General features: G+C 63.7%; 21 protein-coding genes. 8 read left to right on the forward strand and 13 right to left on the reverse strand.

All coding sequences use genetic code 11. The annotated features are described in order from the left end of the window. The first annotated feature begins 13 nt into the window (after positions 1 to 13). The 4 genes from N539_RS0110695 (at position 14) to N539_RS18580 (ending at position 5269) form a co-directional block, all read left to right on the forward strand. Positions 14 to 1612: a tetratricopeptide repeat-containing sulfotransferase family protein gene (locus N539_RS0110695; RefSeq protein WP_231463024.1), complete on the forward strand. Its 1599-nt coding sequence runs from the start codon at positions 14 to 16 to the stop codon at positions 1610 to 1612. A gap of 86 nt (positions 1613 to 1698) precedes the next feature. Next, entirely contained in the window at positions 1699 to 4407 is a 2709-nt protein-coding gene (locus N539_RS0110700; RefSeq protein ID WP_028970246.1) for a TonB-dependent receptor, read from the forward strand. A gap of 71 nt (positions 4408 to 4478) precedes the next feature. Further along, positions 4479 to 5063, forward strand: a complete 585-nt coding sequence (locus N539_RS16705) for a phosphatase PAP2 family protein (RefSeq protein WP_051531743.1) — start codon at positions 4479 to 4481, stop codon at positions 5061 to 5063. Positions 5064 to 5074: 11 nt separating this feature from the next. Then, entirely contained in the window at positions 5075 to 5269 is a 195-nt protein-coding gene (locus N539_RS18580) for a hypothetical protein (RefSeq protein WP_156029893.1), read from the forward strand. Here N539_RS18580 and N539_RS0110715 read toward each other — a convergent pair. From N539_RS0110715 to N539_RS0110725, 3 genes are all read right to left on the reverse strand, one after another. Next, complete coding sequence (locus N539_RS0110715) at positions 5266 to 6756, reverse strand: alkaline phosphatase D family protein (RefSeq protein ID WP_231463028.1); 1491 nt, start codon at positions 6754 to 6756, stop codon at positions 5266 to 5268. The two genes, N539_RS18580 and N539_RS0110715, sit on opposite strands and share 4 nt — an antisense overlap. Positions 6757 to 6826: 70 nt before the next feature. Beyond that, the gene (gene ychF / locus N539_RS0110720; protein ID WP_028970248.1) at positions 6827 to 7927 is read right to left on the reverse strand and encodes a redox-regulated ATPase YchF; all 1101 of its coding nucleotides are present in this window, start codon (positions 7925 to 7927) and stop codon (positions 6827 to 6829) included. A 108-nt stretch (positions 7928 to 8035) separates the two neighbouring features. Next, on the reverse strand, positions 8036 to 8608 hold the full coding sequence (locus N539_RS0110725) for a TIGR02466 family protein (RefSeq protein ID WP_028970249.1): 573 nt from the start codon (positions 8606 to 8608) through the stop codon (positions 8036 to 8038). 76 nt (positions 8609 to 8684) lie between these two features. Here N539_RS0110725 and N539_RS0110730 point away from each other — a divergent pair, with 76 nt between their 5' ends. Both N539_RS0110730 and N539_RS16710 read left to right on the forward strand, forming a co-directional pair. After that, on the forward strand, positions 8685 to 11081 hold the full coding sequence (locus N539_RS0110730) for a zinc-dependent metalloprotease (protein WP_028970250.1): 2397 nt from the start codon (positions 8685 to 8687) through the stop codon (positions 11079 to 11081). Positions 11082 to 11274: 193 nt separating this feature from the next. Beyond that, a complete protein-coding gene (locus N539_RS16710; RefSeq protein WP_081774317.1) occupies positions 11275 to 13224 on the forward strand; it encodes a TonB-dependent receptor in 1950 nt (649 codons plus the stop codon). Here N539_RS16710 and pth read toward each other — a convergent pair. The 4 genes from pth to N539_RS0110755 all read right to left on the reverse strand — a co-directional run bounded on the left by pth (position 13221) and on the right by N539_RS0110755 (position 16673). Further along, positions 13221 to 13802, reverse strand: coding sequence for an aminoacyl-tRNA hydrolase (gene pth, locus N539_RS0110740; protein ID WP_028970251.1), 582 nt, complete (start codon positions 13800 to 13802; stop codon positions 13221 to 13223). The two genes, N539_RS16710 and pth, sit on opposite strands and share 4 nt — an antisense overlap. An 87-nt stretch (positions 13803 to 13889) precedes the next feature. Continuing rightward, a complete protein-coding gene (locus N539_RS0110745) occupies positions 13890 to 14570 on the reverse strand; it encodes a 50S ribosomal protein L25/general stress protein Ctc (protein ID WP_028970252.1) in 681 nt (226 codons plus the stop codon). Positions 14571 to 14719: 149 nt separating this feature from the next. After that, positions 14720 to 15526 carry a TraB/GumN family protein gene (locus tag N539_RS0110750; RefSeq protein WP_028970253.1) on the reverse strand — a complete coding sequence of 269 codons (807 nt, stop codon included), beginning with the start codon at positions 15524 to 15526 and terminating at the stop codon, positions 14720 to 14722. A 247-nt stretch (positions 15527 to 15773) separates the two neighbouring features. After that, complete coding sequence (locus N539_RS0110755; RefSeq protein ID WP_037552744.1) at positions 15774 to 16673, reverse strand: TraB/GumN family protein; 900 nt, start codon at positions 16671 to 16673, stop codon at positions 15774 to 15776. Between the two features lie 148 nt (positions 16674 to 16821). On the opposite strand from N539_RS0110755, the gene N539_RS0110760 reads away from it, so the two are divergent. After that, the gene (locus N539_RS0110760) at positions 16822 to 17649 is read left to right on the forward strand and encodes a glycine--tRNA ligase subunit alpha (RefSeq protein ID WP_028970255.1); all 828 of its coding nucleotides are present in this window, start codon (positions 16822 to 16824) and stop codon (positions 17647 to 17649) included. Next, positions 17649 to 19685 carry a glycine--tRNA ligase subunit beta gene (glyS, locus tag N539_RS0110765; RefSeq protein ID WP_028970256.1) on the forward strand — a complete coding sequence of 679 codons (2037 nt, stop codon included), beginning with the start codon at positions 17649 to 17651 and terminating at the stop codon, positions 19683 to 19685. The genes N539_RS0110760 and glyS overlap by 1 nt, the downstream gene beginning before the upstream one ends. On the opposite strand, the gene N539_RS0110770 is transcribed toward glyS, so the two are convergent. The 6 genes from N539_RS0110770 to N539_RS16715 form a co-directional block, all read right to left on the reverse strand. Next, the gene (locus tag N539_RS0110770; RefSeq protein ID WP_028970257.1) at positions 19682 to 19960 is read right to left on the reverse strand and encodes a LapA family protein; all 279 of its coding nucleotides are present in this window, start codon (positions 19958 to 19960) and stop codon (positions 19682 to 19684) included. The genes glyS and N539_RS0110770 overlap by 4 nt on opposite strands. A gap of 80 nt (positions 19961 to 20040) precedes the next feature. After that, positions 20041 to 21039, reverse strand: coding sequence for a type II secretion system F family protein (locus N539_RS0110775; RefSeq protein WP_028970258.1), 999 nt, complete (start codon positions 21037 to 21039; stop codon positions 20041 to 20043). Between the two features lie 16 nt (positions 21040 to 21055). Further along, positions 21056 to 22021, reverse strand: coding sequence for a type II secretion system F family protein (locus tag N539_RS0110780; RefSeq protein ID WP_028970259.1), 966 nt, complete (start codon positions 22019 to 22021; stop codon positions 21056 to 21058). Positions 22022 to 22084: 63 nt separating this feature from the next. Then, entirely contained in the window at positions 22085 to 23353 is a 1269-nt protein-coding gene (locus N539_RS0110785; RefSeq protein WP_028970260.1) for a pilus assembly protein CpaE, read from the reverse strand. Between the two features lie 2 nt (positions 23354 to 23355). Next, positions 23356 to 23982 (reverse strand): CpaD family pilus assembly protein, encoded by a 627-nt coding sequence (locus tag N539_RS0110790; RefSeq protein ID WP_028970261.1) that lies wholly within the window; start codon positions 23980 to 23982, stop codon positions 23356 to 23358. A gap of 29 nt (positions 23983 to 24011) precedes the next feature. Then, positions 24012 to 25484 (reverse strand): type II and III secretion system protein family protein, encoded by a 1473-nt coding sequence (locus N539_RS16715; RefSeq protein ID WP_051531745.1) that lies wholly within the window; start codon positions 25482 to 25484, stop codon positions 24012 to 24014.

Here is a 25484-nt window from a genome sequence, read left to right on the forward strand (position 1 = left end):
CTAGGCTCGTTCCGTGGCCACTCGCTCCCACCCCAGCCATTACCATCCGCGTCTGATCGAGGCGGCAGCGGCGATGCATGAGAACCGGCTCGACGTCGCCGAGCGCATCTTGAAGCCGTACCTCAAGGAAGACCCGTTCGACGTTCGCGCGATCCGCATGCTTGCCGAACTTGCGGCGAGGGTCGGGCGGCTCAAGGATTCGGAGACGCTGCTAAGGCGGGCGTTGGAGATCAATCCGAACTTCAACGCTGCGCGCGTGAACCTGGCGATGGTGCTAGGACGGCTTGGGCGCGCAGCCGAAGCCTTGCCTTTACTGGACGAAATCTTCGCGGCTGAACCCGATCGGCCGGGCAACCTTAGTCTACGCGCCGCCACCCTCGCTCGACTCGGCGATTTCGAACAGGCGCTGGAGCTTTACGAGCAAATTGTCGCGGAGACTCCGAATCAGCCGCGGTCGCTGCACACCTATGCTCACATGCTCAAGACCGTCGGTCGCCAAGCCCAGGCCGTTGCCGCTTACCGCAAGGCTGCGGCGATCGATCCGGCCATGGGGGAAATTTGGTGGAGCCTCGCGAACCTCAAGACGGTCAAATTCTCTGACGATGATATTGCGACCATGAAGGCGGTCCTCGGGCGCGACGAACTCAAGGACAATGATCGCTTCCACATAGAGTTTGCTCTGGGCAAAGCGCTTCACGACCTTCAGCGCAGCGACGAGGCATTTGCCCATTATGCCGCCGGGAACGCACTCCGGCGCAAATATCACCCCGTCATCCCGGGTCATCTGACCGAGTTCGTTACCCGAAGCATCGAGCTGTTTACCCGTGACCTCTTGGCGAGTCCGGGCGGAAACGAGACGCAGGACCCAATCTTTGTTGTCGGCATGCCGAGAGCTGGTTCGACACTCGTCGAGCAGATCCTGTCGTCGCACAGCCTGGTCGAAGGGACCGCCGAGCTCCCCGAGATGCCGCTTATCGCCAGGCGCGAGCCGGGGCATTACCCCGCATCCGTAATCGGATTGAGCGCCGACGAACGTCGCGCCGCGGGGGACGAATATCTCCGGCGCAGCGCCGTGCAGCGGCACACCACCAAGCCATTCTTCGTCGACAAATTACCGAACAATTGGATGTTCGCGCCGTTCATCCACATGGTGCTGCCCAATGCGAAGATCATCGACGCGCGCCGGCATCCCCTTGGCTGCTGCATGTCGAACTTTCGCCAGCATTTCGCGCGGGGGCAGGACTTCACGTACGACCTTAGCGATCTCGGTCGTTATTATTCGGACTATGTCCGGCTCATGGCGCACATGGATGCGGTGCTGCCAGGCCGGGTGCATCGGGTAGTCTACGAACGGATGATCGACGACACAGAGGCCGAGATCCGCGCGCTGCTCGACTATTGTGGCTTGGAATTCGAACCGGCCTGCCTCGAGTTCTACAAGACGGAACGGGCGGTGCGGACTCCAAGCTCCGAACAGGTTCGCCAGCCGATCTACAAGGACGCCGCTGACGAGTGGCAGCGGTACGACGCTTATCTTGATCCGTTGAGGGAGGCGCTCGATCTCGTGCTCGACGCCTATCCAGAAGCGCCCGCGACCTTTCCGCAACGCTGACGTAACAATCGTCGCTCGCGGCACGACTTCCCGTTGACAAGACAGCGCGCCTCTGCAGCAATGTTTTAGCTAAACAGGGGACCGCCATGACCAACTGCTCGGTTCGTGCGCTCACGCTCGGGTTGCTCGCTACGACGGCACTTGCCTCACCAGCATTCGCACAGGCGCCGGCGCCATCGGATGCAACGCCGGCCACGCCGACCACTCAGTCGCCTGCTCCCGGGACCAATGCGACGGACGTCACGTCGCCGCCCGAGCCGGTCAAGCGGGCGCAGGCTGCGGCCGGTGTTCCAGACGAGACCGAGATCATCATCACCGCGACGAAACGCGAAGAGAATCTCCAGAACGTCCCGATCAGCGTCCAGGCGATCGGCACCCGCCGGCTAGACCAGTTGAACATTTCCAACTTCGAGCAATACACCAAGCAGCTGCCGTCGGTCAGCTTCCAGACCGCCGCACCTGGCTTCACGGTCGTGTACATGCGCGGCGTCGCAACGGGCGGCGACGGCAACCACACCGGTTCACTGCCTTCGGTCGGCTCATATCTCGACGAGCAGCCGATCACGACGATCGGCGGAACGCTCGACGTCCACATTTACGACATCGCCCGCATCGAGAGTCTCGCGGGGCCCCAGGGCACGCTTTACGGTGCTTCGAGCGAAGCCGGCACCATCCGAATCATCACCAACAAGCCCGAGCTTGGTGTTACGACGGGTCGCGTCGATGCCGAGGTTAACCAGGTCGACCACGGCGGCATGGGCGGCAAGCTCGAAGGGATGATCAACCTTCCGATTGCCTCGAACATCGCGTTTCGTGCCAGCGCCTTCTACCAGCGCGACGCTGGCTATATCGACAATGTCCACGGCTCGTACACCTTCTGCGGCGACACTATCTTCGATGCGGATGAGAACCCCATTGGGTGCGTCAAGAATGGCTTCCACATCGACAATAGCGCGTTTGTCAAAAAGAACTTCAACACCAATACGACTTACGGCGGCCGCGCCGCGCTGAAGATCGACCTCAACGAAAATTGGACGATCACGCCAACGATCATGCACCAGCATTCCAAGACGCACGGCGTGTGGTTCGAGAACGAAGATCTAGGGGATCTTCAGACGATCCGGTACCGCGACGAGCCCGGCGTCGACCAGTTCACGCAATATGCGTTGACGGTCGAAGGCAAGGTCGGAGATTTCGATATCACTTATGCCGGCGCCTACATGGACCGGCCGAACCATAGCACGACGGATTACACCGATTACGCCGAAGCCTATGACAAATATTACGAGCCGAGCGGCGGCATCGCCTATGTTTATTATTTCTTCGACGATGCCGGGAATCGGATATCGCCCGTGCAATACATCAAGGGCAGCAACCACTTCAAAAAGCTAAGCCAGGAGCTTCGAGTAGCGACGCCGTCTGACAAGCCCTTCAGGGTGATTGCGGGCGCTTTCTATCAGCGCCAATTCAATCTGATTAATCAGGAATATCACGTCGATGACCTTTCCGCTCTTCTGTCCGTCAACGGGCGTCAGGGACTCATCTGGCTGACCAGGGAGCATCGGATCGACCGAGACTATGCATTGTTTGGCGAGGCAAGCTTCGACGTCACGCCCCAGCTCACTTTCACCGGCGGCGGCCGTTATTACAAATTCGACAACACCGTGTTTGGGTTTGCGGGTTTCGGTCGCGATCCTGCCTATATCACCGGGCCGAACGGCAAGGGCCTCCCCGGGCATCCGCCGCCCAACGCAGCAGGGAGCTCAAGGACCGGCGTCGCACAATGTATTACCGAAAGCGGCGATACCCTGCGGGACTCCCAGCAGTTCGGTACCGACACGACATTGATCCTGGACGGCAGGCTTGACGGGACGCCTTGCATTAACGTCGCGGACTTCGTTGACGGCCACATCGTGCCCAAGCGGAGCAAGGGCAATGGCTGGACCTATCGGTTCAACGGGACATGGAAGCCGCATCAAGGCCTGATGTTCTACGGCACCGTGTCGAAGGGTTTCCGTCCTGGCGGCATCAACCGTCAGCCTGGGCTTGCCGGTTACACTCCGGACTTCCTCACCAATTATGAATTGGGCTGGAAATCGTCCTTCGGTCCGCTGCGGTGGAACGGCGCAATTTACCATCAGCGCTGGGACGGGATTCAGTTTAGCTTCCTGGGCGCCAACGCCCTGACAGTGGTTCAAAATGGTCGCAAGGCCAGAGTCAACGGCATTGAGACCGACATCAATTACCTTGTCGGCGGGCTCTCTTTGACTGCGGCGGCGGCTTATACCGACGCCAAGACGATAGGGAACATTTGCAACGCTGCGATCTCGGTCGATCCTTCGCCGGATTGCAGTGGTCTCGATGCCAACGGCGATGATGACTTTGTCAGCGCCCCCAGCGGAACGCGGCTTCCAGTCACGCCCAAATTGAAGGTAACCGCCACCGCGCGCTACTCTTGGGCAATGGGACCAGGCAAAACGCATGTCCAGGTGGGCGTCGTCTCCCAGGGCTCTGCGCCGTCAGCGATAAGAACGGAGGACGAGGCGGCTCAAGGGAAGCTCGGGGCCTACACCCTGGTCGACCTCTTTGCAGGCTATGACTGGAACAAGTACAACATCGAGGCTTTCGTCACAAACGTCTTCGATAAACGCAACCAATTGTCGAAGACTACGCCGTGCGGTGCATATTGCGGGATCACGGAAGACGTCGCGGGCAATCCCCTCACCGACGACTGGAACCGCATCATTGTCGGACAGCCGCGAACGATTGGTATTCGGGCGGGAATGAAGTTCTAGCCTTCGCGCGTCAGCTCACGGAGTTTCGCTTCAGTGCAGCGCTCATCGCGCTCGCCGCGCTGTGGTTGGCGATGCTCTTGCTCGGCGGCGGCCCGGTCGATCGCCGGATCTACGAAGCGCTTTACGCTGGCCGGCGGCCGCTGCTGCTGGAGGCTGCCCGCGTCTTCACCGCGATGGGCGAACCGACCTTGCTGATCGGCGCCGGCGTCGTCGCGGCGGTATGGCTGTGGGTTGCCGGGCATCGTCAGTTGCCGTGGGTATTGACGGCGATCGTGCTCGTCGGGCGCGGGCTCAGCGAAGCGCAGAAATATTGGATCGCGCGCGTGCGGCCCGACCTGGAGCCGCATCTGGTAGTCGTAAGAACCTCGTCGTTTCCCAGCGGTCACGCGACCAGCTCGATGATCTTCTTCCTGACGCTTGCCCTGGTTCTCAGCCGGACAACCCGCTGGCGCGGCGTCGCGGTCTCTGCGGCGCTCCTGCTGTCATTCCTCATCGGCACGAGCCGCGTGATGCTTGGCGTGCACTGGCCGAGCGACGTGATCGGCGGCTGGGCGTTCGGGCTGCTGTGGGTGATGCTGACCTTGCGGCTCGCCCGCCGCCTGATCGAGACGGATTCCGAAGGCGCCTCAAATCAGCTATGGAGGGCGCGCAAATAGGGGAGAGAGTGATGAGCCGTTCGAGACCGTTTACCCTGATCGCAGCATTGATCTTCGCGATCATCGCACTGCTTCACGTCTACCGCTTGTTCACCCATTTCCAGGTCATCCTCGGCAGCCACGAGATCCCGATGAGCCTGAGCTATGTGGCGATCGTCGTTGCCGCGGTGCTCGCCTGGGGCTGCTTCCGGGAAAGCCGCGGCTAGGCCAGGCGCAGGTCCGGGCGGCCGCGCTCGACCGCGAAGGTGGCGCGCTTGCTGAGCGTTCCTCCGGGCGAACTGACCCGATCGAGCACCATGTAATTGGTGCGCCATTCGTCGGGCGTCACGTCGCAGGTCAGATAGCCGCGCTGGTTGTTGACCAGCTTCAGCTGGGGATTGGCGGCGAGCAGCGCGGGGCCGGTCGACGGCATGTCGTCGCCATCGCCGTCGCTCGAGATCGAGGTTCCGACGAACTCCACCGCAACCGGCCGCTCTCGGTCGTGCAGGAGCCCGGCGTAATTACGGTGCTCGTCGCCGGTCAGCACAATAACGTCGTCCAGCCCCCCCATCCGCGCCAGGAGGCGCTGGCGCTGCACCTCATATCCTGCCCAACTGTCGAGGTTGAGGGTCTTGGCCGGCGCCGCGTCGGGGCGCTCGCGCCAGTCGAGGGCCATCATCATCACCTGCTGGGCGACGACGTTCCAGCGCGCGGCGCGCCGCTGAAGGTTGCGCGTCAGCCATGCCTCCTCCTCGGCGCTGACGATATGAGCCCGGGGAGACCGCACGGCCGCACAGGCAATCTTATAACCGTCGTCGCACGGCTGGTTGGTCCGGAATTGCCGCGTATCGAGGAAATCGAGGCGCGCCAAATTGCCGAACCGCGCGCCGCGATAGAGCTGGATCGCGGACCCGACCGGGAATTGCGCCCGGCGCACCGGCATATGCTCGTACCACGCCTGGAACGCCGCTTGCCGGTGCAAGCGAAACACCTCGGGCGGAGCCTTGTCCTCGTCTTCGAAATCGCCCGCCCAGTTATTCCTGACTTCGTGATCGTCCAAGGTCATGAAGAAGGCGTGCGCGGCATGCGCACGCTGCAGGTCGGCGTCGGATTTGTATTGCGCATAACGCCGCCGATAATCGTCGAGCGACATGAGGACGTCGCCGACGTGCGCCCGAACCGTCGGGCTGTCCGGGCCGTATTCGTAAATGTAATCGCCATAATGGAAGACGAAGGCGAGGTCTTCCGCCGCGAGGTGCCGGAAGGCAGTGAAATACCCTCCCTGATAGTCCTGGCATCCGGCGACTCCGAGCCGAAGGCTGGCCGGTGTGGCAGTTGCGAGCGGGAAAGTGCACGCGCGGCCAAGGCCGCTGCGCTCGCCGCCGACCTCGAAGCGATAGAAGTAGGGCCGGTCAGGTTTGAGGCCGGCGACTTCGACATGGATCGAATGCGCAAGCTCCGGCCGGGCGACCGCCGAACCTTGGGCCACGACGGATCGAAATGCTTCGTCGGTGGCGACCTCCCACGCAACGGGCACAACCGTCATCGGCATCCCGCCGTGGGGTTCGAGCGGCTGAGGGGCGATCCGCGTCCAGATCACGAAACCGTCGGGAGAGGGATCGCCCGACGCGACCCCGAGGCTGAACGGCTGAGCGCGCCATTTTGACTGAGCTCGCAGGATCCCCGGCGCGGCGACCAGTGCTGCGGTAGACATTGCGACAAAGCGCCGGCGGGACAGCATTGGGCCTGTCTACCGGCAGTTGGTTGCGGTCGCGAGTCCGCGCCTAGACATTGAACCGGAACAGCAGGACATCGCCGTCCTGGACGACATACTCCTTGCCTTCCGATCGCATCTTGCCAGCATCCTTGGCCCCGGCTTCGCCGCCGCACGCGATGAAGTCGGCGTAGGCGATGGTCTCGGCGCGGATGAAGCCACGCTCGAAATCGGTGTGGATTTCGCCCGCCGCTTCGGGCGCCTTGGCGCCCTTGTGAACGGTCCAGGCGCGCGCTTCCTTGGGACCCGCCGTGAAGAAGGTGATCAGGCCCAATAGCTCGTAGCCGGCGTGGATCATGCGAGTCAGGCCCGTCTCGTGCAGTCCGAGGTCTGAGAGGAAGACGTCGCGCTCCTCGGCCGGGAGCGTTGCAATCTCGGCCTCGATCGCGGCCGAGATGACCACGGCTTTCGCGCCCTCCTCAGCCGCCAGCTCGAAAACCCGCGAAGAATGTTCATTGCCCGTGGCGGCATGCTCTTCATCGACGTTGCAGGCAAAGACGACGGGTTTGGCACTCAGCAGTTGAGCACGCTGCAGCGCCTTGGCCTCCTCGGCGTCCTTGGGCTTGACCATCCGCGCGGGCTTCGATGCACGCAGCAGTTCGAGCGCTTGGCCGAGCACCGACGCCTCGATCTTCGCCTCCTTGTCGCCCTGCTGCGCTTTCTTGACGAGGTTGGGGACGCGTCGATCGAGGCTGTCGAGGTCGGCCAGCATCAGCTCGGTCTCGACCGTCTCAGCGTCGGCGATCGGGTCGACGCGGCCCTCGACGTGGGTGACGTCGCCCTCGTCGAAGCAGCGCAGGACGTGGACGATCGCATCGACTTCGCGGATGTTGGCGAGAAACTGGTTGCCCAGGCCTTCGCCCTGCGAGGCGCCGCGCACCAGCCCGGCGATGTCGACGAACTCGATCTGGGTTTCGATCTCGACTTTGGAACCGGCAATCTCGCGGATCTTGTCGAGCCGCTCGTCGGGGACTGCGACCCGGCCGACATTGGGCTCGATCGTGCAGAACGGATAATTAGCCGCCTGCGCTGCGGCGGTTTCGGTCAAAGCATTGAAAAGCGTCGATTTGCCGACGTTCGGCAGGCCGACGATGCCGCAGCGGAAGCCCATTTGTTCTCCAAAGTGTGTTCGTCATTGCGAGCGTAGCGAAGCAATCCAGCGTCGCTGTGGATTGCCGCGTCGCCTTTGGCTCCTCGCAATGACGGGATTTGTGGCCCTTTAGGCGAAGTTGAAGGAAATGCTCAACCGTTCGCCCTTGCCCGTACCGGGCAGCACCTCGTGACGCAGCCAGCTTTCCCACAGCAAGAGCAGTCCCGGACGGGGCTCAACGGTGACGAACGTATCTCCCCGCGAGGGAGCGGCCATCATCAGCGGCAGCCGCGGATCCTCGAAGCGGGTGGCGCCGGATCCCTTGGGCGCCTCCACGTAGAGCGTGCCGGAGATCATGCTCTGCGGGTGGATGTGTCCACTGTGGTGTCCACCGCTTTTCAACAGATTGGCCCACAGGCTGTCGAGCTTGGGTTTCACGTCCCAGCCGAGCTCGCGAGCGAAAGCGACGGCGTGGCGCTGGAGGACTTTGGCGAGGTCCGAGAACGCCGGGTCGCGCTTCGGCAGATCGTTGAGCGAAGCGTAGCTCGTGTAACCGGCATAGCGGTGAGCCCGGGACCAGGAGCGGCCGGCTTCGTCGTCGCGAGCGAGCGCCTCGATCGAATGGGCGAGCTCGTCGAGCAACGGCTGGTCGCCGAGGTCGGCCTCGTAGAGTTGGGTGACGAAGAGCGAACGCGTCGGCATCGGCTTCCTTTGCAGCGCACCGCCCTTCGTCGCAACCGCGTGGACAGTCCAAACAACCGTCATTAGCCTCCGCGCGATGAAGCCAACCGCCTGTTTCCTCGTTGCTGCGCTCGCCGCGTCGACCGCCATCCCGCTCCGTGCCGCCCCGCCTCAAGCGAAGGCGGCTGCGGCTGCCGAAGCGCCGCTGATCGACATCAAGCCCGACGTGAAGACAGGCAAGATTATCGCGACCCTGCCCAAGCCCGACGCGGAAGGGATCGCGGGCCGGTTCATCTATCTGACGCAATTGGAAACCGGCCTCGGTTCGGCTCCGATCGGGCTCGACCGCGCGGCGCCGACCAACTCGCGTATCCTGATCTTCCGCCGGGTCGGCAAAAAGGTCGCGGCCGAGATCGAGAACCCCAAGTTCGTCGCGTCAGCCGGGACCGCGGACGAACGAAAATCGGTGCGCGACGCCTTTGCCAATTCGACGATCTGGATGGGAGATGTCGTCGACAACAAGCCCGACGGCTCGTTCACGGTGGACCTCGCCGGCTTCCTTGCGCGCGATGACCTGGGGATTCCCCAAATCGTCAAGAATGCTGGAGGCGGCGAGTTCAAATATGCCGCCGACCTAAGCTCGGCCGACCCCAATTTCGTGAAGCTGTTCCCGCGCAACGTCGAGCTCGCCGCGTGGCTGACATTTCGCTCCGACGAGCCGACCGCCGAAGTCACCAACATCATCCCCGAGGGCAATACCTTCACCCTGCTGCTGCGCCATTCGCTGATCCGACTGCCGGAGCCAGGGTTCCTCCCGCGCCACGACCCGTTCGGCTACACCATCAGCCGCCAGCAGGTGGATTTTTCGGCACCGTTCGGATCGGCGATGGTCAGCGACCTGGCGTCGCGATTTCGCCTCGAAAAGGTCGATCCGACGGCCGTCCGCTCGCCGGTCAAGCAGCCGATTATCTTCTACATCGATCGCGGCGCGCCCGAGCCCATTCGCACCGCGCTTCGCGAAGGCGTCAGTTGGTGGAATCAAGCATTCGACGCGGCGGGGTTTGTCGACGCCTTCCGCGTTGAGATCCTGCCCGAAGGGGCCGACCCGCTCGACGTCCGCTACAATGTCGTCAATTGGGTCAACCGGGCGACCCGCGGGTGGTCGTACGGTTCGCCGATCAACGACCCGCGGACTGGCGAGATCATCAAGGGCTCGGTGTTGCTGGGATCGCTCCGCGCGCGCCAGGATATCATCATTTTCCAGGCGCTGGTCGGGGCCGGGCTGACCGGCACCGGCGATCCCAACGACCCGATCACTGCGATGCTTGCGCGCATCCGGCAGCTTGGCGCCCACGAAGTCGGCCATGCGATTGGGCTGGCGCATAACATGGGAGCGAGCAGCCAGGGCCGCTATTCGGTGATGGACTATCCCGCACCCCGGGTCCTGCTCGAGAATGGCGCGCCGTCGCTCAAGGATGCCTATGGCGTCGGTCTCGGTCCGTGGGACAAATGGGTGATCGGCTGGCTTTACGGCGCGAAGACGGATGGCGAAGCCTCGCCGATGCTCGCGCAAGCCCGGGCGCAAGGTCTTCGCTTCGTGGCCGATGACGATTCCCGGCCGGTCAGCTCGGGCAATCCCGAGGGAGCCTTGTGGGACGATGCCGCCGATCCGGTGGGCGAGCTGAGGCGGATGATGGCCGTCCGCCGCGCCGCGCTCGACCGCTTCGGTCAGGCGTCGATCCCCTCCAACGAATCGCTGTCGGGCCTCCGCCGCGCCTTCGTTCCGATCTGGCTGCTCGATCGCTATCAGGTCGAAGCCGCGGCGAAGTCCGTGGGCGGAGTTGATTTCCCTTACGCTTTCAATCGCGAGGGGCTCGCGGCCCGCACCTTGCCGGGCGCGAACCAATGGGCCGCGCTCTACGCCCTCCTCGATACGCTGACGCCGGCGGAGCTCACCGTCCCGCCGCGGCTGGAGCCGTTGCTTTCGTCCGGCTTTGGCGGGAACAGCGACCGTCAGGAGATTATCGAGATCATCCCAACGGCGGGCGGGCCGGTGTTCGACCCGCTCAAGGCGACCGAGGTCGGTGCGGCGCAGACGTTGACTTCGCTGCTCAGCCCGGCGCGGCTCAACCGGCTCGAGGCGCAGCACGGGGCCGACGCATCGGTCCCGACGCCCGCGCAGCTGTTCGATCTGCTGATCGGCCGCACCGTCGCGGCGAGCGGCGGCGATGTCGGCCGGCGTATCGCCACCACCACGGCGCTCGCGCTGGCGCGGGTGCAAAGGGACCCGGCGCTTTCGCCGACCATCGCGCTCCAGCTGGCGGCGCGGCTCGATCGGCTTGCGGACCAGCTCCAACGGGCGCGCGACGATTGGAGCCGCGGCCTCGCCGCGCTGCTCAAGGACCGCGAAGCGCTCGACAAGGCCGTCGCCGATCCGCGGCGGCTCCCGCAGGTACCTCCCGGCATGCCGATCGGCATGGACGAGGAACTCTAAGACTTGGAAGAGTGCCGTCTGCGTGCTCGTTGGTCCGATTTTCGCACCCCCCTCATCGATCCGAATTTGTTACGCCCTCGTAATTGCGCTCACAGGAAGCGTGAGGAAAATGCAGCTGTGGCCCGCGCGCCTGTCGTCTAGTTCATAGCCGGCGCTGCCAGGGGCTGCTGCGGCGTGATGAGGAGCGGTGGAAATGCTCACGCGGCGGCGGTCATTAAACGCGCTGTTTTTGGCGGCGTGCACGTTTGGGGGAGCGCCGGCTCTCGCGCAGCAGGGCCACGCCGGCGACAATGCCATTACACAGGCCGAAGATGCGTTCGGGTTCAGCGTCGGGCGGGAGACGCTAGGCATTTACAACGCGCAGAACGCGCGCGGGTTCTCACCGACGTCGGCCGGAAACGTGCGCATTCAGGGCCTCTACTTCGACCCGATTTCTGGGTTCGCAAATCCGGGGGGCCTGCCAAGCACGCTCGTCGACTCCGTCAGCATCAAGGTCGGTCTGTCGGCTCAGGGATATCCGTTCGCTGCGCCAAGCGGAATTGTCGATCAGGCTCTGCGCCTTCCGGGCGCAGAGAACGGCGCATCGACGGTCACGAATTTCGATAATTACGGAAGTATTGGGACCGAGGTCGATGGTTCGCTGGTCGTCAGCAAGCAGCTCGCTTTTGCCTACGGGATCATCGGCAGCCACGTCGAATTTCAAGATGGAACGAACAACTGGAACCATACCGAAAGCTTGCTGGCGCGCTGGCGGCCTTCTTCCACTATTGAGATCGTGCCGTTTTGGTCGTTGTACAACGACTATGACGATGAAGCTGGCATCTTCTATGTTCCGGCGGGTTCGTTTCTGCCGAAAATGGCGAAAATTCGGCATTACGAGGGTCCCAGCTGGTCGGACTTTCGTTTTACGGACACCGTCGCGGGAGTGATCGGATCGGCGAGCCTCGGCACGAACTGGCTGCTGCGACTCGGCGGGTTCCGGACCGTCAATTACGCGCGGACGGGGTTCGCTAACCTTTTGATCAATGAGCAGCGGGACGGCACCGGCGAACGGATCGAGTTCGCCGATCCGCCTTCGAAGAGTCGTTCGATCAGTGGCGAGGTGCGCCTGACTCACAGCATCGCCGACGGTCCGCGGCTCCACGTCATTCATCTGAGCGTTCGCGAACGCAATGCGCGCCGGGAATTCGGCGGTTCTGCCTTCGTCGACTTCGGCCCCGGGCGTGTCGGCGAGACGGTAGATGTGCCCGAGCCGTCGTTCGACTTCGATGAACTTAGTCACGACCACCTCGTCCAGACGACCTATGGCGTGGCCTATGATGGGCGCTGGAAGAATGTCGGCGAGATCAGCTTCGGTCTCTCCCGCGCCCAATTCCGCAAGACCACGACGATTCCGGAGATTCCCGTAGCTGTCTCACGATCGAGTCCCTGGCTCTACAATGGGACAGCCGCGGCGAACGTCACCAAGAACGTCACCGTCTATGCCGGCTATGCGCGCGGGCTCGAGGAAAGCGGCCTGGCGCCACCCAACGCCGCCAACCGCAACGCTCCGCTGCCGGTCATCATCACCCAGCAGAAGGACGCCGGAGTCCGATTTCTCGTCGGCCGCGGGATTAAGGCCGTCGCCGGCGTGTTTGACCTCACTCGGCCATATTTCGGCTACGACGCGAGCAACCTCTACAAGCAGGTCGGAACCGTCGAAAGCCGGGGCCTTGAATTCTCGCTTGCCGGCAAGATCAGCCCGACGATCGACGTCGTCGCGGGCGGCGTCATCCTCGATCCAAAGGTGACTCGCGATGCGGCGGTCCAGGGCGTCATCGGATCGAAGCCCGTCGGCCTGGCGCCCGTGCAACTGAGCTTGAACGGCAACTGGAAGACGCCGGTTCGTGGGGTCGAGCTCGATGCGACGGTCATCAATCGGGCGAAAACACCGGCGACCACCGACAATTTGGTCTACATTCCAGTGAAATGGCGCATTGATCTCGGCGGCCATTATCACTTCAAGCTCGCGAACCGCGACGCGACGCTGCGGCTCCAGGTCTTCAACGTCACCAACGGGATCGGTTACGGCCTCGCCGGTTCGGGGGTCTACATGCGGAACCCCGGGCGCTTCCTGCAAGGCTACCTGGCCGTCGATCTCTAGTCCGGCTGCTTCTGCCTCAGCGCGACCTCGCTCATGAACCGCGCATCATCGCCGTCGGCGAGCCATTCGGCCTCGCTGGCGATCGCCGCGAGCATGTCGGACAAGGGCTCCATTTCGGACTTGGCGTAATTGCCGAGCACGTGCGGCGTCACCAAGTCCTTCCGTCCGGGTCCCGGATGGCCGATGCCGATCCGCACGCGGCGAAAGTCGGGGCCGAACACCGCGTCGATCGAGCGCAGGCCATTGTGCCCCGCCAGCCCACCGCCGACGCGCACCTTCACCTTGAACGGCGCGAGGTCGAGTTCGTCGTGGAAGACGGTCAGCGCGCCGAGGTCGAGCTTATAGAACTTCAGCGCCTGCTGAACCGCATCGCCGCTGTCGTTCATGAAAGTCTTTGGTCTCAGCAGCAGGATCCGGTTGCGGCCGATCCGGCCCTCGGCCACCAAGCTGCGGAATTTCTTCGACCAGGGCGCGAAGCCGTGAACCTCGGCGATGAGGTCGGCGGCCATGAAGCCGACATTGTGCCGGTGCATCGCATATTGCGTGCCCGGATTGCCGAGGCCGACCCACAGTTGCATCGCCGCTCGCTAGCAGGAGCAAGCACAAACAAAAACCGCCCGCCCAGCCGGGCGAGCGGTTCCTGAATTTGCAAGCAGCGGGAAGGGCTATTCTTCGCTTGCGCCCTCGGCAGCTTCGCCGCCTTCGCCTTCCTCGCCCTCTTCGCCGACGGTTGGAACTTCGCCTTCCGCGGCAGCCTCCTCCTCCTCTTCGGCCTTCATCGCCGACGGAGATACGATCGTCGCGACGGTGAAGTCCTCGTCCTTGTTCGACGGGATGACGCCGTCCGGCAGCTTGACCTGGCTGATGTGGATCGAATCGCCGATCTCGAGGCCGGTCAAATCGATATGGATCTCGCCCGGGATATTCGCCGCATCGCAGACGATGTCGAGCTCGTGCTGGACTACGTTCAGCACGCCGCCGCGCTTGAGGCCGGGAGATTCTTCGTCATTGTCGAACCGCACCGGCACCGCGACGTGGACCTTGGTGTGCTCGCCGATGCGCAGGAAGTCGACATGGATCGGCCGGCTCGAGACCGGGTGGAAGTCGACCGCCTTCGGCAGGGTGCGGTGCGGCTTGCCCTGATAGTCGATCATCACGACCGAGTTCATGAAGTGGCCGGTCGAAAGCATCTTGTTGAGAAGCTTCTCCTCGACATGGATCGAGAGAGGATCCTTCTTTTCGCCGTAGACCACGGCGGGCACCCGTCCATCGCGGCGCAGTGCTCGGGAGGCTCCCTTGCCAGCCCGGTCGCGCGCTTCGGCGGGCAGCGTCAGCTGTTCGCTCATTCTTGCGTCCTTTCAAAAGAACCCGCCACGCCTCCAGGGATGACCATGGCCGGGGAGCGCGCCCGTTAAGGCACGAGGGTCGGAAAAGCAAGTTCGGCGAAGAAGATGGATCGCGGATCAGCGTCCCGGATGACGACCTGCAGGGGCCGTCAGTTGATGCGCTGTGAGGGGATTCCGCGCTGGGCGAGCTGGACCAGCAGACTGTCCTTGCCGGCCAGGTGCCCGGCGCCGACCGCGACGAAGACGGTGCCGGGGGTCTGCAGCCTCGCCCTGATCCAGTCGGCCCACCGCGCGTTCCGCTCCGTGAACATCATGCGATAGGTGGCCGGCGAGTTCGCATCGAGCTGGCCGAGCATGCGCACGAACACGCTCTGGTCGCCGTGCTTCCACGCCGTCTGCATCTCCGTCATCGCCTTGGACAGGCTATCCATCGGGCTGGTTTCCGGGATGGGTTCGCCGGGCTTCGGCTCGCGGGTTAGGGCCGAGGGCATCTTGGTGAACATGTTGAGCTGGGATTCAAGCGTCTCGAGGCCCGCGACGCCCTTGCCTTCGGCCTCGGCGGCGTGGCGCAGCACCATGTCTGCGCCATTGTCGACCTGCATGCCTTGCGAGCGGCCGGCGTTGATCGCCATCCGGGTTGTGGCGAGGAACGACGCCGACGGCGTCATCAGCCCGCGGTAGCGCGGCATGGACGACAGCTGCGCCCGGTCGGGACCTTCGGGAACCAGGGTTTCGAGCACGAGCTCGTTGGAACTCTCGAAAGCACCGCGAACCGAGCTCTTGAACCAATCGGTTTGGCCGTCGAGAGCATGAAATGTACCGAAGATGTAAATCGTAGTGTCGGCGTCGCTGACGGCGAATAGCGCGGGGCGGACTTCTGAAATTGCGACGATCGGTTCCGGCGCAACCTGAGGCGAAGCAGCGGCCAGCGCAGCAGCGACCAGGAAATTGACCATCGACAACCCTCCAAAGCCGGATCGGTTCGGAGAGGAGATGCGTCAGGAGGCCGGACGGACCGGATTATGCTTCGGGCAATGCTACCCGCGGCGAGTTTTTCCTCGCGTTTTCACTCACATCGCGCATCAGACCCCCCAGCCCGATACCCAGCGATTATCGTCACTGAGTCGTTAACATATGTCTAGCAAATTCCGCGAAAGGTGAAGTTTTCTCGATGGATGGTGGCGGGGCGCCGACGATCTGCCCCTACTGCACGCGCCGCACGCGGTAGCCGTTCTTCCGAAGCATATCGATGACCGAATCCTTCCCCGCGAGGTGGCCCGCCCCGACGGCGATCATGATCGCCCCGGGCTGGGCCATGCGCTGCTCGATCCAACGGCTCCAATTGGCGTTGCGGCGCTCGATCAGCGCCTCCTTCAGGTCCGGCGACGCGCCAAGATCGCGATTGAAGCTGCGAGCAATTGCACCGACGTCGCCGCGTGACCAGGCTTCGAGCATCTCGCGAAATTCGGCATTGAAGTTTTGCGGCTGCTCGATCGCTCCTTCGAGCAATTCGCGCTGGGAGCTTTCCGGGAGCTTGTCGAAGAAGCCAAGCTGTTCGACGTTGGTTTCAAGTTCGCCGACCGCTTTACCCCGGCTCGTGAAGTTGTCGCGAAGGACGCGCTCGACACCTTCTTCGCCCTTGAGGCCCAGGTCCTTGAACTGATTGCCGAGCAGCATGAAGGCCGCGGCCCAAGTCTCCATCTGGTCAAACAAGGGGCGCGGAATCCCACTCTTCTTGATTGCCGATTCAAGCGCCGGCCGCCTCGCTTCCGGGACGCGACTGGCGATTGGCGGTAGGCCCTTTGCGAAGCCGAGGCTGGCCAGCGCCGAGATCATTTTTTGAGGGTTCTTCTCGTCGACGATCGTCTCGAGGACCAGTTCCTGGGATCCATCGACAGCTTGGTCGAAGGCCGCCGTCCGCCAGCGATATTTCTCTGGGAGCAGGTGAATCGTGCCGAACAAATAGACCGTGGTGTCTGCGTCGGCCACGGCCCACAGCGCCGGATGGGCAGGCACTGGCGCCTTGGCGGCCGCCGGACCTGCACCCAGCAACAGCGAGACGCCGATCGCGGCGAAGCCACGCTGCAAAATCTTCTTCAACATTCAAATCTCTCCGGCCGATCGTTCGCATTAGGACCTAGTGGCAGCAAGCTGAACCGCCACTTGCCCGTGAAGACTCCATCGGCCAAAGCCCGGGCTCGATAAAGAACTGGTTACGGGGCATCTTCGCTTGAGCTTGAGCTTTCAGGACCTGATCCTCACGCTCCACCGCTACTGGGGCGCGCAAGGCTGCGTCCTCCTCCAGCCCTACGATATGGAGATGGGGGCGGGGACGTTCCATCCCGCAACGGTGCTGCGCGCGCTCGGGCCGGATGCGTGGCGGGCCGCCTATGTCCAGCCGTGCCGCCGCCCGACCGACGGCCGCTATGGAGAAAATCCCAACCGGCTGGGGGCCTATTATCAATATCAGGTGGTGGTGAAGCCCAGCCCGAACGATCTTCAGGATCTCTATCTCGGAAGCCTCGTTGAGATCGGCATCGACCCGCTGAAGCACGACATCCGCTTCGTCGAGGACGATTGGGAAAGCCCGACGCTCGGCGCCTGGGGTCTCGGCTGGGAAGTATGGTGCGACGGCATGGAGGTGACGCAGTTCACTTACTTCCAGCAGGTCGGCGGGTTCGAGTGCAAGCCGGTGACCGGCGAGCTGACCTACGGCCTGGAGCGCCTCGCGATGTACATCCAGGGGGTCGACAACGTCTTCGACCTTCGGTTCAATGATGCTGGCATCAGCTACGGCGACGTCTTCCGCGAGAATGAGGTCGAGATGTCGACCTACAATTTCGAGGTCGCCGACACCGACGCTTTGTTCGATCTCTTCAAAAAGGCCGCCGCCGAGTGCGAGCGCTGCCTCGAAGCGAAGCTCCCGATCCCCGCCTACGAGCAGGCGATCAAGGCCAGCCACGTGTTCAATACGCTCCAGGCGCGCGGCGTCATCTCGGTCGCCGAGCGCCAGGCCTACATCGGCCGCGTCCGCGACCTCGCGAAAGCTGCCTGCGCCGCGTGGTTGGAGCGCGGCTGATGGCCGACTTCCTGCTCGAACTTCTGTCCGAGGAAATCCCGGCCCGGATGCAGGCGAAGGCGCGGAATGACCTCGCGCGGCTGTTCGCCGAATACACGAGCGAAGCGGGCCTTGGGACCGGAGCGATCGAGACCTACTCGACGCCGCGGCGACTCGCTTTGATCGCCCGCGACGTTGTCGAGGCGACGGAAGTCGGCCGCGAAGAAATTAAGGGACCGCGTTCGAACGCGCCGGCTCAGGCGCTCGAAGGGTTCCTGCGCAAGATGGGCCTTCGCCACGACCAGCTCGAAGATCGCGACGGCGTCTATTTCGCGGTGATCGAGCGCGAGGGCAGGGCCGCCGCCGAGGTCATTGCCGACGCAATCAAGCGGATCGTTGCCAACTTCCCCTGGCCCAAATCGATGCGCTGGGGCGACGGCAATTTGCGCTGGGTCCGCCCGCTTCACGGCGTCGTCGCGATCCTTGGCGAGGACATCGTGCCGGTCGAAATCGAGGGCATAGTGAGCGGGGCGGCGACGCTCGGCCATCGCTTCCATCATTCGGGCCCAATCACGATCGGCGGCGCCTCCGATTACGTCGAGAAGCTGCGCGCCTGCCACGTGATCGTCGACCAGGACGAACGCGAGCGGCTGATCCGCGAAGGCGCGGCGGAGGCGGCCCGCGCGGCCGGCCTGACCTTGCTGCCCGACGAAGGCCTAGTGGTCGAGAACGCCGGCCTCGCCGAATGGCCCGTGCCCCTGCTCGGGCGGTTCGACGACGATTTCCTTGATGTGCCGCGCGAGGTGATCGTCCTCACCATGCGCACCAACCAGAAGTATTTCGCCTGCACCAACGACGAGGGTTTGCTGGCGCCGGCGTTCGTCTGCGTTGCAAACATCGACCCGAGCGATGGCGGCGAAGCGATCGCGCAGGGGAATGCGCGGGTGCTCGCAGCGCGATTGGCGGATGCGCGATTCTTTTGGGAGCAGGATCTTAAGGTGCCGCTGGAAGAGCAGGCGAAGCGGCTTGGCGGCATCGTTTTCCACGAGAAGCTCGGCACCTTAGATGAGCGCAGTAGCCGATTGGCTTCGCTCGTAGACGATCTCAGCCGCTACTTTGATGTCGATCACTCTAGCGCCCGCCGAGCGGCTAAGTTGGCCAAAGCTGACTTGGTTTCGGGCATGGTGGGGGAGTTTCCAGAACTCCAAGGTGTGATCGGTGGCTATCTCGCTGAGGCCCAAGAGGAGCCCCTCCCTGTAAGCGACGCAATCCGAGACCATTACAAGCCAGCGGGGCAGGGCGACGACACGCCGTCGGCGCACGCAAGTATTGCAGTCTCTCTTGCCGAGAAATTGGACAGTCTTGTTGGCTTCTTCGGTATCGGACAGCCGCCAACGGGATCAAAAGATCCGTTCGCATTGCGTCGTGCCGCGCTTGCAGCGATCAGGCTTATCACCGAAAATGGACTGCGAATTCGGTTGCTTGAGCTGTTCCCAGGAGCGGCCCAACTTTACCGCAACACCGGGCACGAGGTTCATGATTCTGGGCCCGAACTCCTCACTTTCTTCGCCGATCGGCTGAAGGTTCAGCAGCGTGAGGCGGGCGTCCGGCACGACCTCATCGACGCGGTGTTCGCGCTGGGGAACGAGGACGACCTCGTTCGGCTCCTCGCCCGGGTGACCGCGCTCCAGGAGTTCGTCGAAACCGATGACGGCACCAACCTGCTCGTTGCCTACAAGCGCGCCGCGAATATCCTGAAGAAGGAAGCGTGGGAGAAAACGGGCGCGTCGGGCGGAGCAGACCTCGAGCCCCAGGAGAAGGCGCTGATCGACGTCCTCGGCACGGCCGAGCCGAAAGCCGCTGCGGCCATCGACAAAGAAGATTTTACCGGCGCCATGGCCGCGCTGGCATCTTTGCGCGCGCCGATCGACGCGTTCTTCGATCACGTGACCGTCAACGACCCCGACGCGGCCAAGCGCGAACGGCGGCTGAACTTGCTCATGCGCTTCCGCGACGCGGTCAACCGCGTAGCGGATTTCTCGAAAATCGAAGGCTAGATTTCGCGATCGTCGCGAACGCCGTCCCCGTCGCGGTCCTTGATCGCGGCGGCACGCAGCGAATCTCGTTCGCGCCATTCCTTCTCGCGCGCTTCGGCGTCGCTGACGTGCTGCTCATGCTGGCGCTCGAGCGCCTCGCGCCGCGTGGTTTCATCGCGATAGCGCGCCTTCCACTTGCGTCGCCCGCCGGCGGTGAGAAAGGCGCCGATCAGCAGGCCGAGCACAAAGACCAGCCCGCAAATCACCCACAGGTTCGGATCCGACGTGATGTTCATTGCGCGTCCCCAACAACGATTGTCTGGGACGTTCTACGCTTGGGCGCGCCGCGGCGTTCCCAAGCGCAGACTATGACGCATCAACCGTTGATGAAGCTGTCGTTGATCGAGCAGGTCGCCGGGCCGAGAATGACGATGAACAGCGTCGGCAGAATGAACAGGATCAGCGGCACGGTCATGATCGCGGGCAAGCGTGCGGCCTTTTCCTCGGCGCGCATCATGCGCTCGTTGCGGAACTCAGCGGAGAGCACGCGCAGCGCCGAAGCGAGCGGGGTGCCGTATTTCTCGGTCTGGATCATGGTCGTCACGACGCCGCGCACGGCTTCTAGATCGACGCGGTTGGCGAGGTTTTCGAAGGCCTGTCGCCGTTCGTTGAGGAAGCCCAGCTCGATCGCGGTTAGGCCGAACTCGTCGCCGAGCTCGGGGTAGGCCTTGCCGAGCTCGCGCGCGACGCGGCCGAAGGCGGCGTCGACGGTGAGGCCGGCCTCGGCGCAGATGACCAGCAGGTCGAGCGCGTCCGGCAAGCCCTTGCGGATTGCATGGCTGCGCTTGGTGACCTTGTTCTTCAGCCAGATGTCGGGCGCCTTGTAGCTGCCGACCAGCGTGCCTGCGACCGTCGCATATTTCTTGAACCAGCCCCAGGTCGGAAAATAGTCGACGCCGTAGATCAGCGTCACGATGGCGATGCCGAGCACGACCGGCAGCACGAAGCGGGCGAAAATGATGAAGAAGGCGAGATCCTTGGTGCGGATGCCGGCCTGCATCAGCCTGAGCTGCGTCTTCTGGATCTGATCGTCCTGAAGCATCTTGAAGTTGCCCAGGATCGACCGGATCCGATCCGCCGCCTCGTTGCGGTTGGTCAGCTTCTTGCGCTTGTTGGTCGAGGCGACGATGCCCGCCTTCAGTTGCTCGCGGCGCTCGTTGAGCGCTTTGACGCGGCGCGCCATCGGGTCCTTGACCGTGGTCGCCGCATAGAGGGCGAGGAGCACGGCGAAGGCCGCGACGGCGCTGAGCATCGTCGCAATCCAGATGACGTCGAAGCCGAGAAGCGTCGGGCCTGTGGGAGGTCCAGCCTGCATTGTTGTCCGCTGCCTCCTAAATCTCGAAGTTGACCATCTTGGCCATGATCAGGGCGCCGATGCCCATCCAGACCATGCCGCCCAGACCGGCGACCATCAGGCGCTCGTCCGTGAAAAATCCGCCCATGTACTTGGGGTTGATCATCCACACGAGGCCGAAGACGGTGAAGGGCAAGGCGCCCACGATGTAAGCCGAAGCCTTGGATTCGGAGCTCATTGCCCGGATCTTCAGGCGCATCTGGGCGCGCTTGCGGAGCACGTCGGCCAGGTTCGACAGCGTCTCGGCGAGGTTGCCGCCGGTCTCGCGCTGGATGGCGAGCGTAATCACGAAGAACTGAAACTCCGGCGTGCCGAGACGCTCGGCCGTTTCCTGGAGGGCAGCTTCCATCGTGCGGCCGATCTTCATTTTGTCCGAGACCATGCGGAACTCGAGACCGACCGGGCCGGGAATCTCGGTGCCGACGATGCCCAGCGTTTCCGTGATCGGCAGGCCAGAGCGAAGACCACGCACCATCAGCTCGATGGCATCAGGGAAGTTCGATGTGAACTTCTTCACCCGGCGCTGAATCATCTTGCCGATGATGAAGTGCGGCAAGCCCACGCCCAACAGGAGTCCGAGGAGCAGACCCAGCAGGATCGGCGCCCCTTTGACTACGGTCGCGAGGAGCACAGCAAAGGTGATGCCGAGACAGACGACGGCATATTTGCCGAGCGAGATGTTCTTGCCGGTCATTTCCAAGCGCTTGCGCATCAGCGCCGGCTTCGGGATCAAGGTCGAGGCATAGCCTTCGAACTTGCTCGTCCGCTGCGCCATAAGCTTGCGGATTTGCGCCTGGGCATTGCCGGCGATGACGTCGCCGTGGCGCTCCTTGACGAGCTCCATGCGGCGCTTGACCGCTTTGGATGCGGAAGGACCGCGCACCGCCGCAAAAGCGAGCAGAGCCGCGCCGACAGCACCGACCAGGATGACCCACAGAAGCATTTCGTGTCTTGCCTCTCACTCTCGCGCGCGTCGGCGTTGCCGCCGGCGCAGAAACTTGCCCGCTTAGGCGGCCGCCTTGTCCTTCGACTTGGGCAGCATCGACTTCAGGTTATCGACCAGCGACTTGGCGCCGGCGATCTTGGTCTCCGGCGCGGCGCCTTCGTCGCTGGCGTTGCTCAGCACCATGTTCGACAAAGTGTTGAACGGCGTCGTGATCTTTCCGCCGGCGACTTCCGCCATCGGCTTGCCGAGCTTGGCCGCCTGGGCCGCGATCTTCGAATCGAACGGGAAGACGATGTCGACCGGACGCTCGATCGATTGCTCGAAGTCCTTGCGGCTGATCTCCAGCGCGCCGCCGCTCGGGATGCCGTTGGCGACCACCACAACCTTGGTCTGGGGCGCGTTCGACTTGAGCCAGGCGAGGATGCGAATGGTGTCGCGCGTCGCCGCCAGCGTCAGCTCGGCAACGACGACCGCGACGTGCGCGTCGTGGACGAGGTGCGGATACTGGATCAGCATGTGGCGCGGCAGGTCGAGAACGGTCGACTCGAACGCGTTGCGCATCTCTTCCTGCAGCTGGAAGAAGGCGGTTCCGTCGGTCACCATCGGCTGGTTGATCGGCGCTTCCGCCGAGAGCACCGAAAGGCGCTCGTTGGCGCGGACCATGGCGCGCTCGATGAACAGGCCGTCGATACGGCTCGGGTTCTCGATCGCGTCGGTGAGGCCGCGGCCGGGCTCGAGGTCGAGGGCCAGCGCGCCGGTGCCGAAGTGAACGTCAAGGTCAAGCAGCGCCGTGGTGCGGCGCGCCTTCTCGCCCAGAAGCCAGGCAAGCGACGTCGCGATGGTCGAAGCGCCGACCCCGCCGCGCACGCCGATGACCGCGGCCATCACGTGCGGCTTGTCGGCCTGGACTTCACCGCGCGGGCCCGACAGGATCGTCTGGGCATGTGCGAAGGTGTCGCGCAGCTGGTCGACCGTGAACGGCTTCAGCAGATAGTCGTGGATGCCGCTGGCGACGAGGTCGCGATAGAGGCGCACGTCATTGACCGCGCCGGAGGCGATCACGATCGTGCCCGGCTCGCAGACTTCGGCAAGCGCGTTGATGTCGTTGAGCGGGTCGGCGGATTCGCTCAAGTCCACGAACAGGATGTTCGGGCTCGCGGAAACCGACAGCGACTGAACTGCATTGCGCAGGCCGCCCTTGTTGACCTTCTCCGGCGACCAGCCGTGCTCGACCGCCACCGGCCGCAGCATGTCGGCGGTCGCGTCATCGCAAACGAAAGCGGTGAAGGGGTCACGCAGACCCGCGCGTGCCTGGAACGGAGCGTTCATCATTAGTTACCCTTCGGACTGACGGACTGAAGACCCTTGGCGCCCGACGGCGGCGTGGCGCGATAGAACTGCACGGCCTTGGCGGCGGTGAGCGTATCGCCGACTCCATTGCCCTCGCGGCCGTGGATCAGGTCTTCCGGATTGGCGACCATGGCCGCGATGTTGCTGTTTACGGAGCAGCCATAGTTCGACATCGAATGGTTTTCGGGGTCCGGAGCAGAAGGCCGGCTCCAGTTCGGGCAGTTGGGGACGACCGCGCGGTTGCGGCTCACCACGACCCGAACCGTGTCGGCGGGAACCACGCCCGGATTAACCGGGGCGCCGGCCGACACCAGCATGCCGTATCCACCCGCCACGCGGGCAACCTGACCGCGCGCCGCAGGTCCATCGCCGCCGTCCACATAAACCGTGTCGCCGTAGCCGAGGTCGAGGCCGCGGAACCAGCCGTCGAGCCGCTCCGCTTCACCCGGCGCAAGGACGCCGCCCGGCGCAGAGGCGTCGAACACATAGTCGGCACGAGTGACGACCGGGATGTTGACTGAGGCAACGCCGCGATCGGCCTGCTGCTGCGGCGCCGTGCAGGCGGCAACCGCCGAGCTCAGCGCGATGACGAGGAGTTTCGAACGCATGGACGCATCCTTCTTGAGATAGCGGCGGTTCACAGCTTGAACCCCGGAGCCGGGGCAGCGCCCGCGGGAACGGCAACAGCCGCGGACGGCACAACACCGGCCGGCCCGCTGACCCCCGTGAAGTTGCGGCCCATGAGCATCTGTTGCACGTCGTTCGGCGCACGATAGCCGTCGGTCGGCAACGCGATCTGGCCGGACACCGGACGCACCAGATACGGCGTCACGACAATGACCAGCTCGGTCTCGTTACGCTGATAGCTCGTCGACCGAAACAAGGACCCCAGGATCGGGAGGTCGCCGAGGAACGGCGCCTTCTCGATGCTGTTGTCGTTGCGGTTCTGAAGCAGGCCGCCGAGCATGAGCGACTGACCAGAGCCGAGCTCAAGCGTGGTTTCGGCGCGCCGCGTGATCAGTGACGGGACGGTGAAGCCGCCAAGCTTTACAGAGCCCGCATCGCTCAGCTCGCTGACTTCCGGGCGAACCCGAAGCGAGATGCGGCCGTCGCCAAGGACGACCGGCGTGAAGGCGAGCCCGACACCATATTGTTTATACTCGATGGTGACAGCGTTATTGCCCTGGCTGACCGGGATCGGGAACTCGCCGCCGGCGAGGAAGCTAGCGGTTTCGCCCGATAGGGCAGTGAGGTTGGGCTCAGCGAGCGTGCTCGCGAACCCATCCGTCTGCATCAGGTCGAGGGTGCCCAGCAGGTCAGTGCCGAAGATGTGGCCGAACAGGCCAAGCGTCGTGCCCCCAGTGAGCAAATTGAAGGTGGCGCCGGTTACCGTTTCCGGGATGACGCCGGTGATCGGATCGGCCGGTCCTTTGGCGACGTTGATCGTGCCGGGACTCCCGCGGCCGATGCCGAACAGGTGGCCGGAACGGCTGTCGCGGTTGAGGAGATTGACGCCGATCTTTTTGAGCATCGAGCGATTGACCTCGGCGATGCGAACCTTGAGCATCACCTGAAGCGGCGTTGCCGAGCGAAGCCGGGTCACGACCTGCGTACCCTCGCCGACATAGGCCTGGGTCAGCCGCTGCGCTTCGGCGACGTCCTCCGGATTGGCAACCGTGCCGGTCAACAGCACGAGATTGTTCATCGGAGTGGCCTGAATGGCCGCTTCCGGCATCGCCAGGTGCAGCATTTCGCCGACCGTGCTGTAATTGTTGCCGACGCGGACGTTAGCGGCATAGACAACGCGGCCCGACTTGCCGGTTGCGTAGACGGTGGTTTCGCCGCCTTTCTTGCCGAAGATGTACAGCTGGTTCGGCGAGCGGACCTGGACGTCGGCGACGTTGTCGTCAGCGACGAACACGTCGGACATCGGATCGGACAAGCGGACCATTGTGCCCGTGCCCTGGCTGAGGTTCAGCGACTCCGACGGCCGGGCAGCGCTCGGCTGGGCGACGGCCGGAGCAGTCGCGCTGACCGAGGCCAAGGCGATCGCCAGGGCCGCGAAAGCGGTGCCGAGGCGCGCTCGGCGAATGGTTTTACGACTATTCAT

The sequence above is a fragment of the Sphingomonas sp. URHD0057 genome (genome assembly GCF_000620665.1).
Classification (GTDB): domain Bacteria; phylum Pseudomonadota; class Alphaproteobacteria; order Sphingomonadales; family Sphingomonadaceae; genus Sphingomicrobium.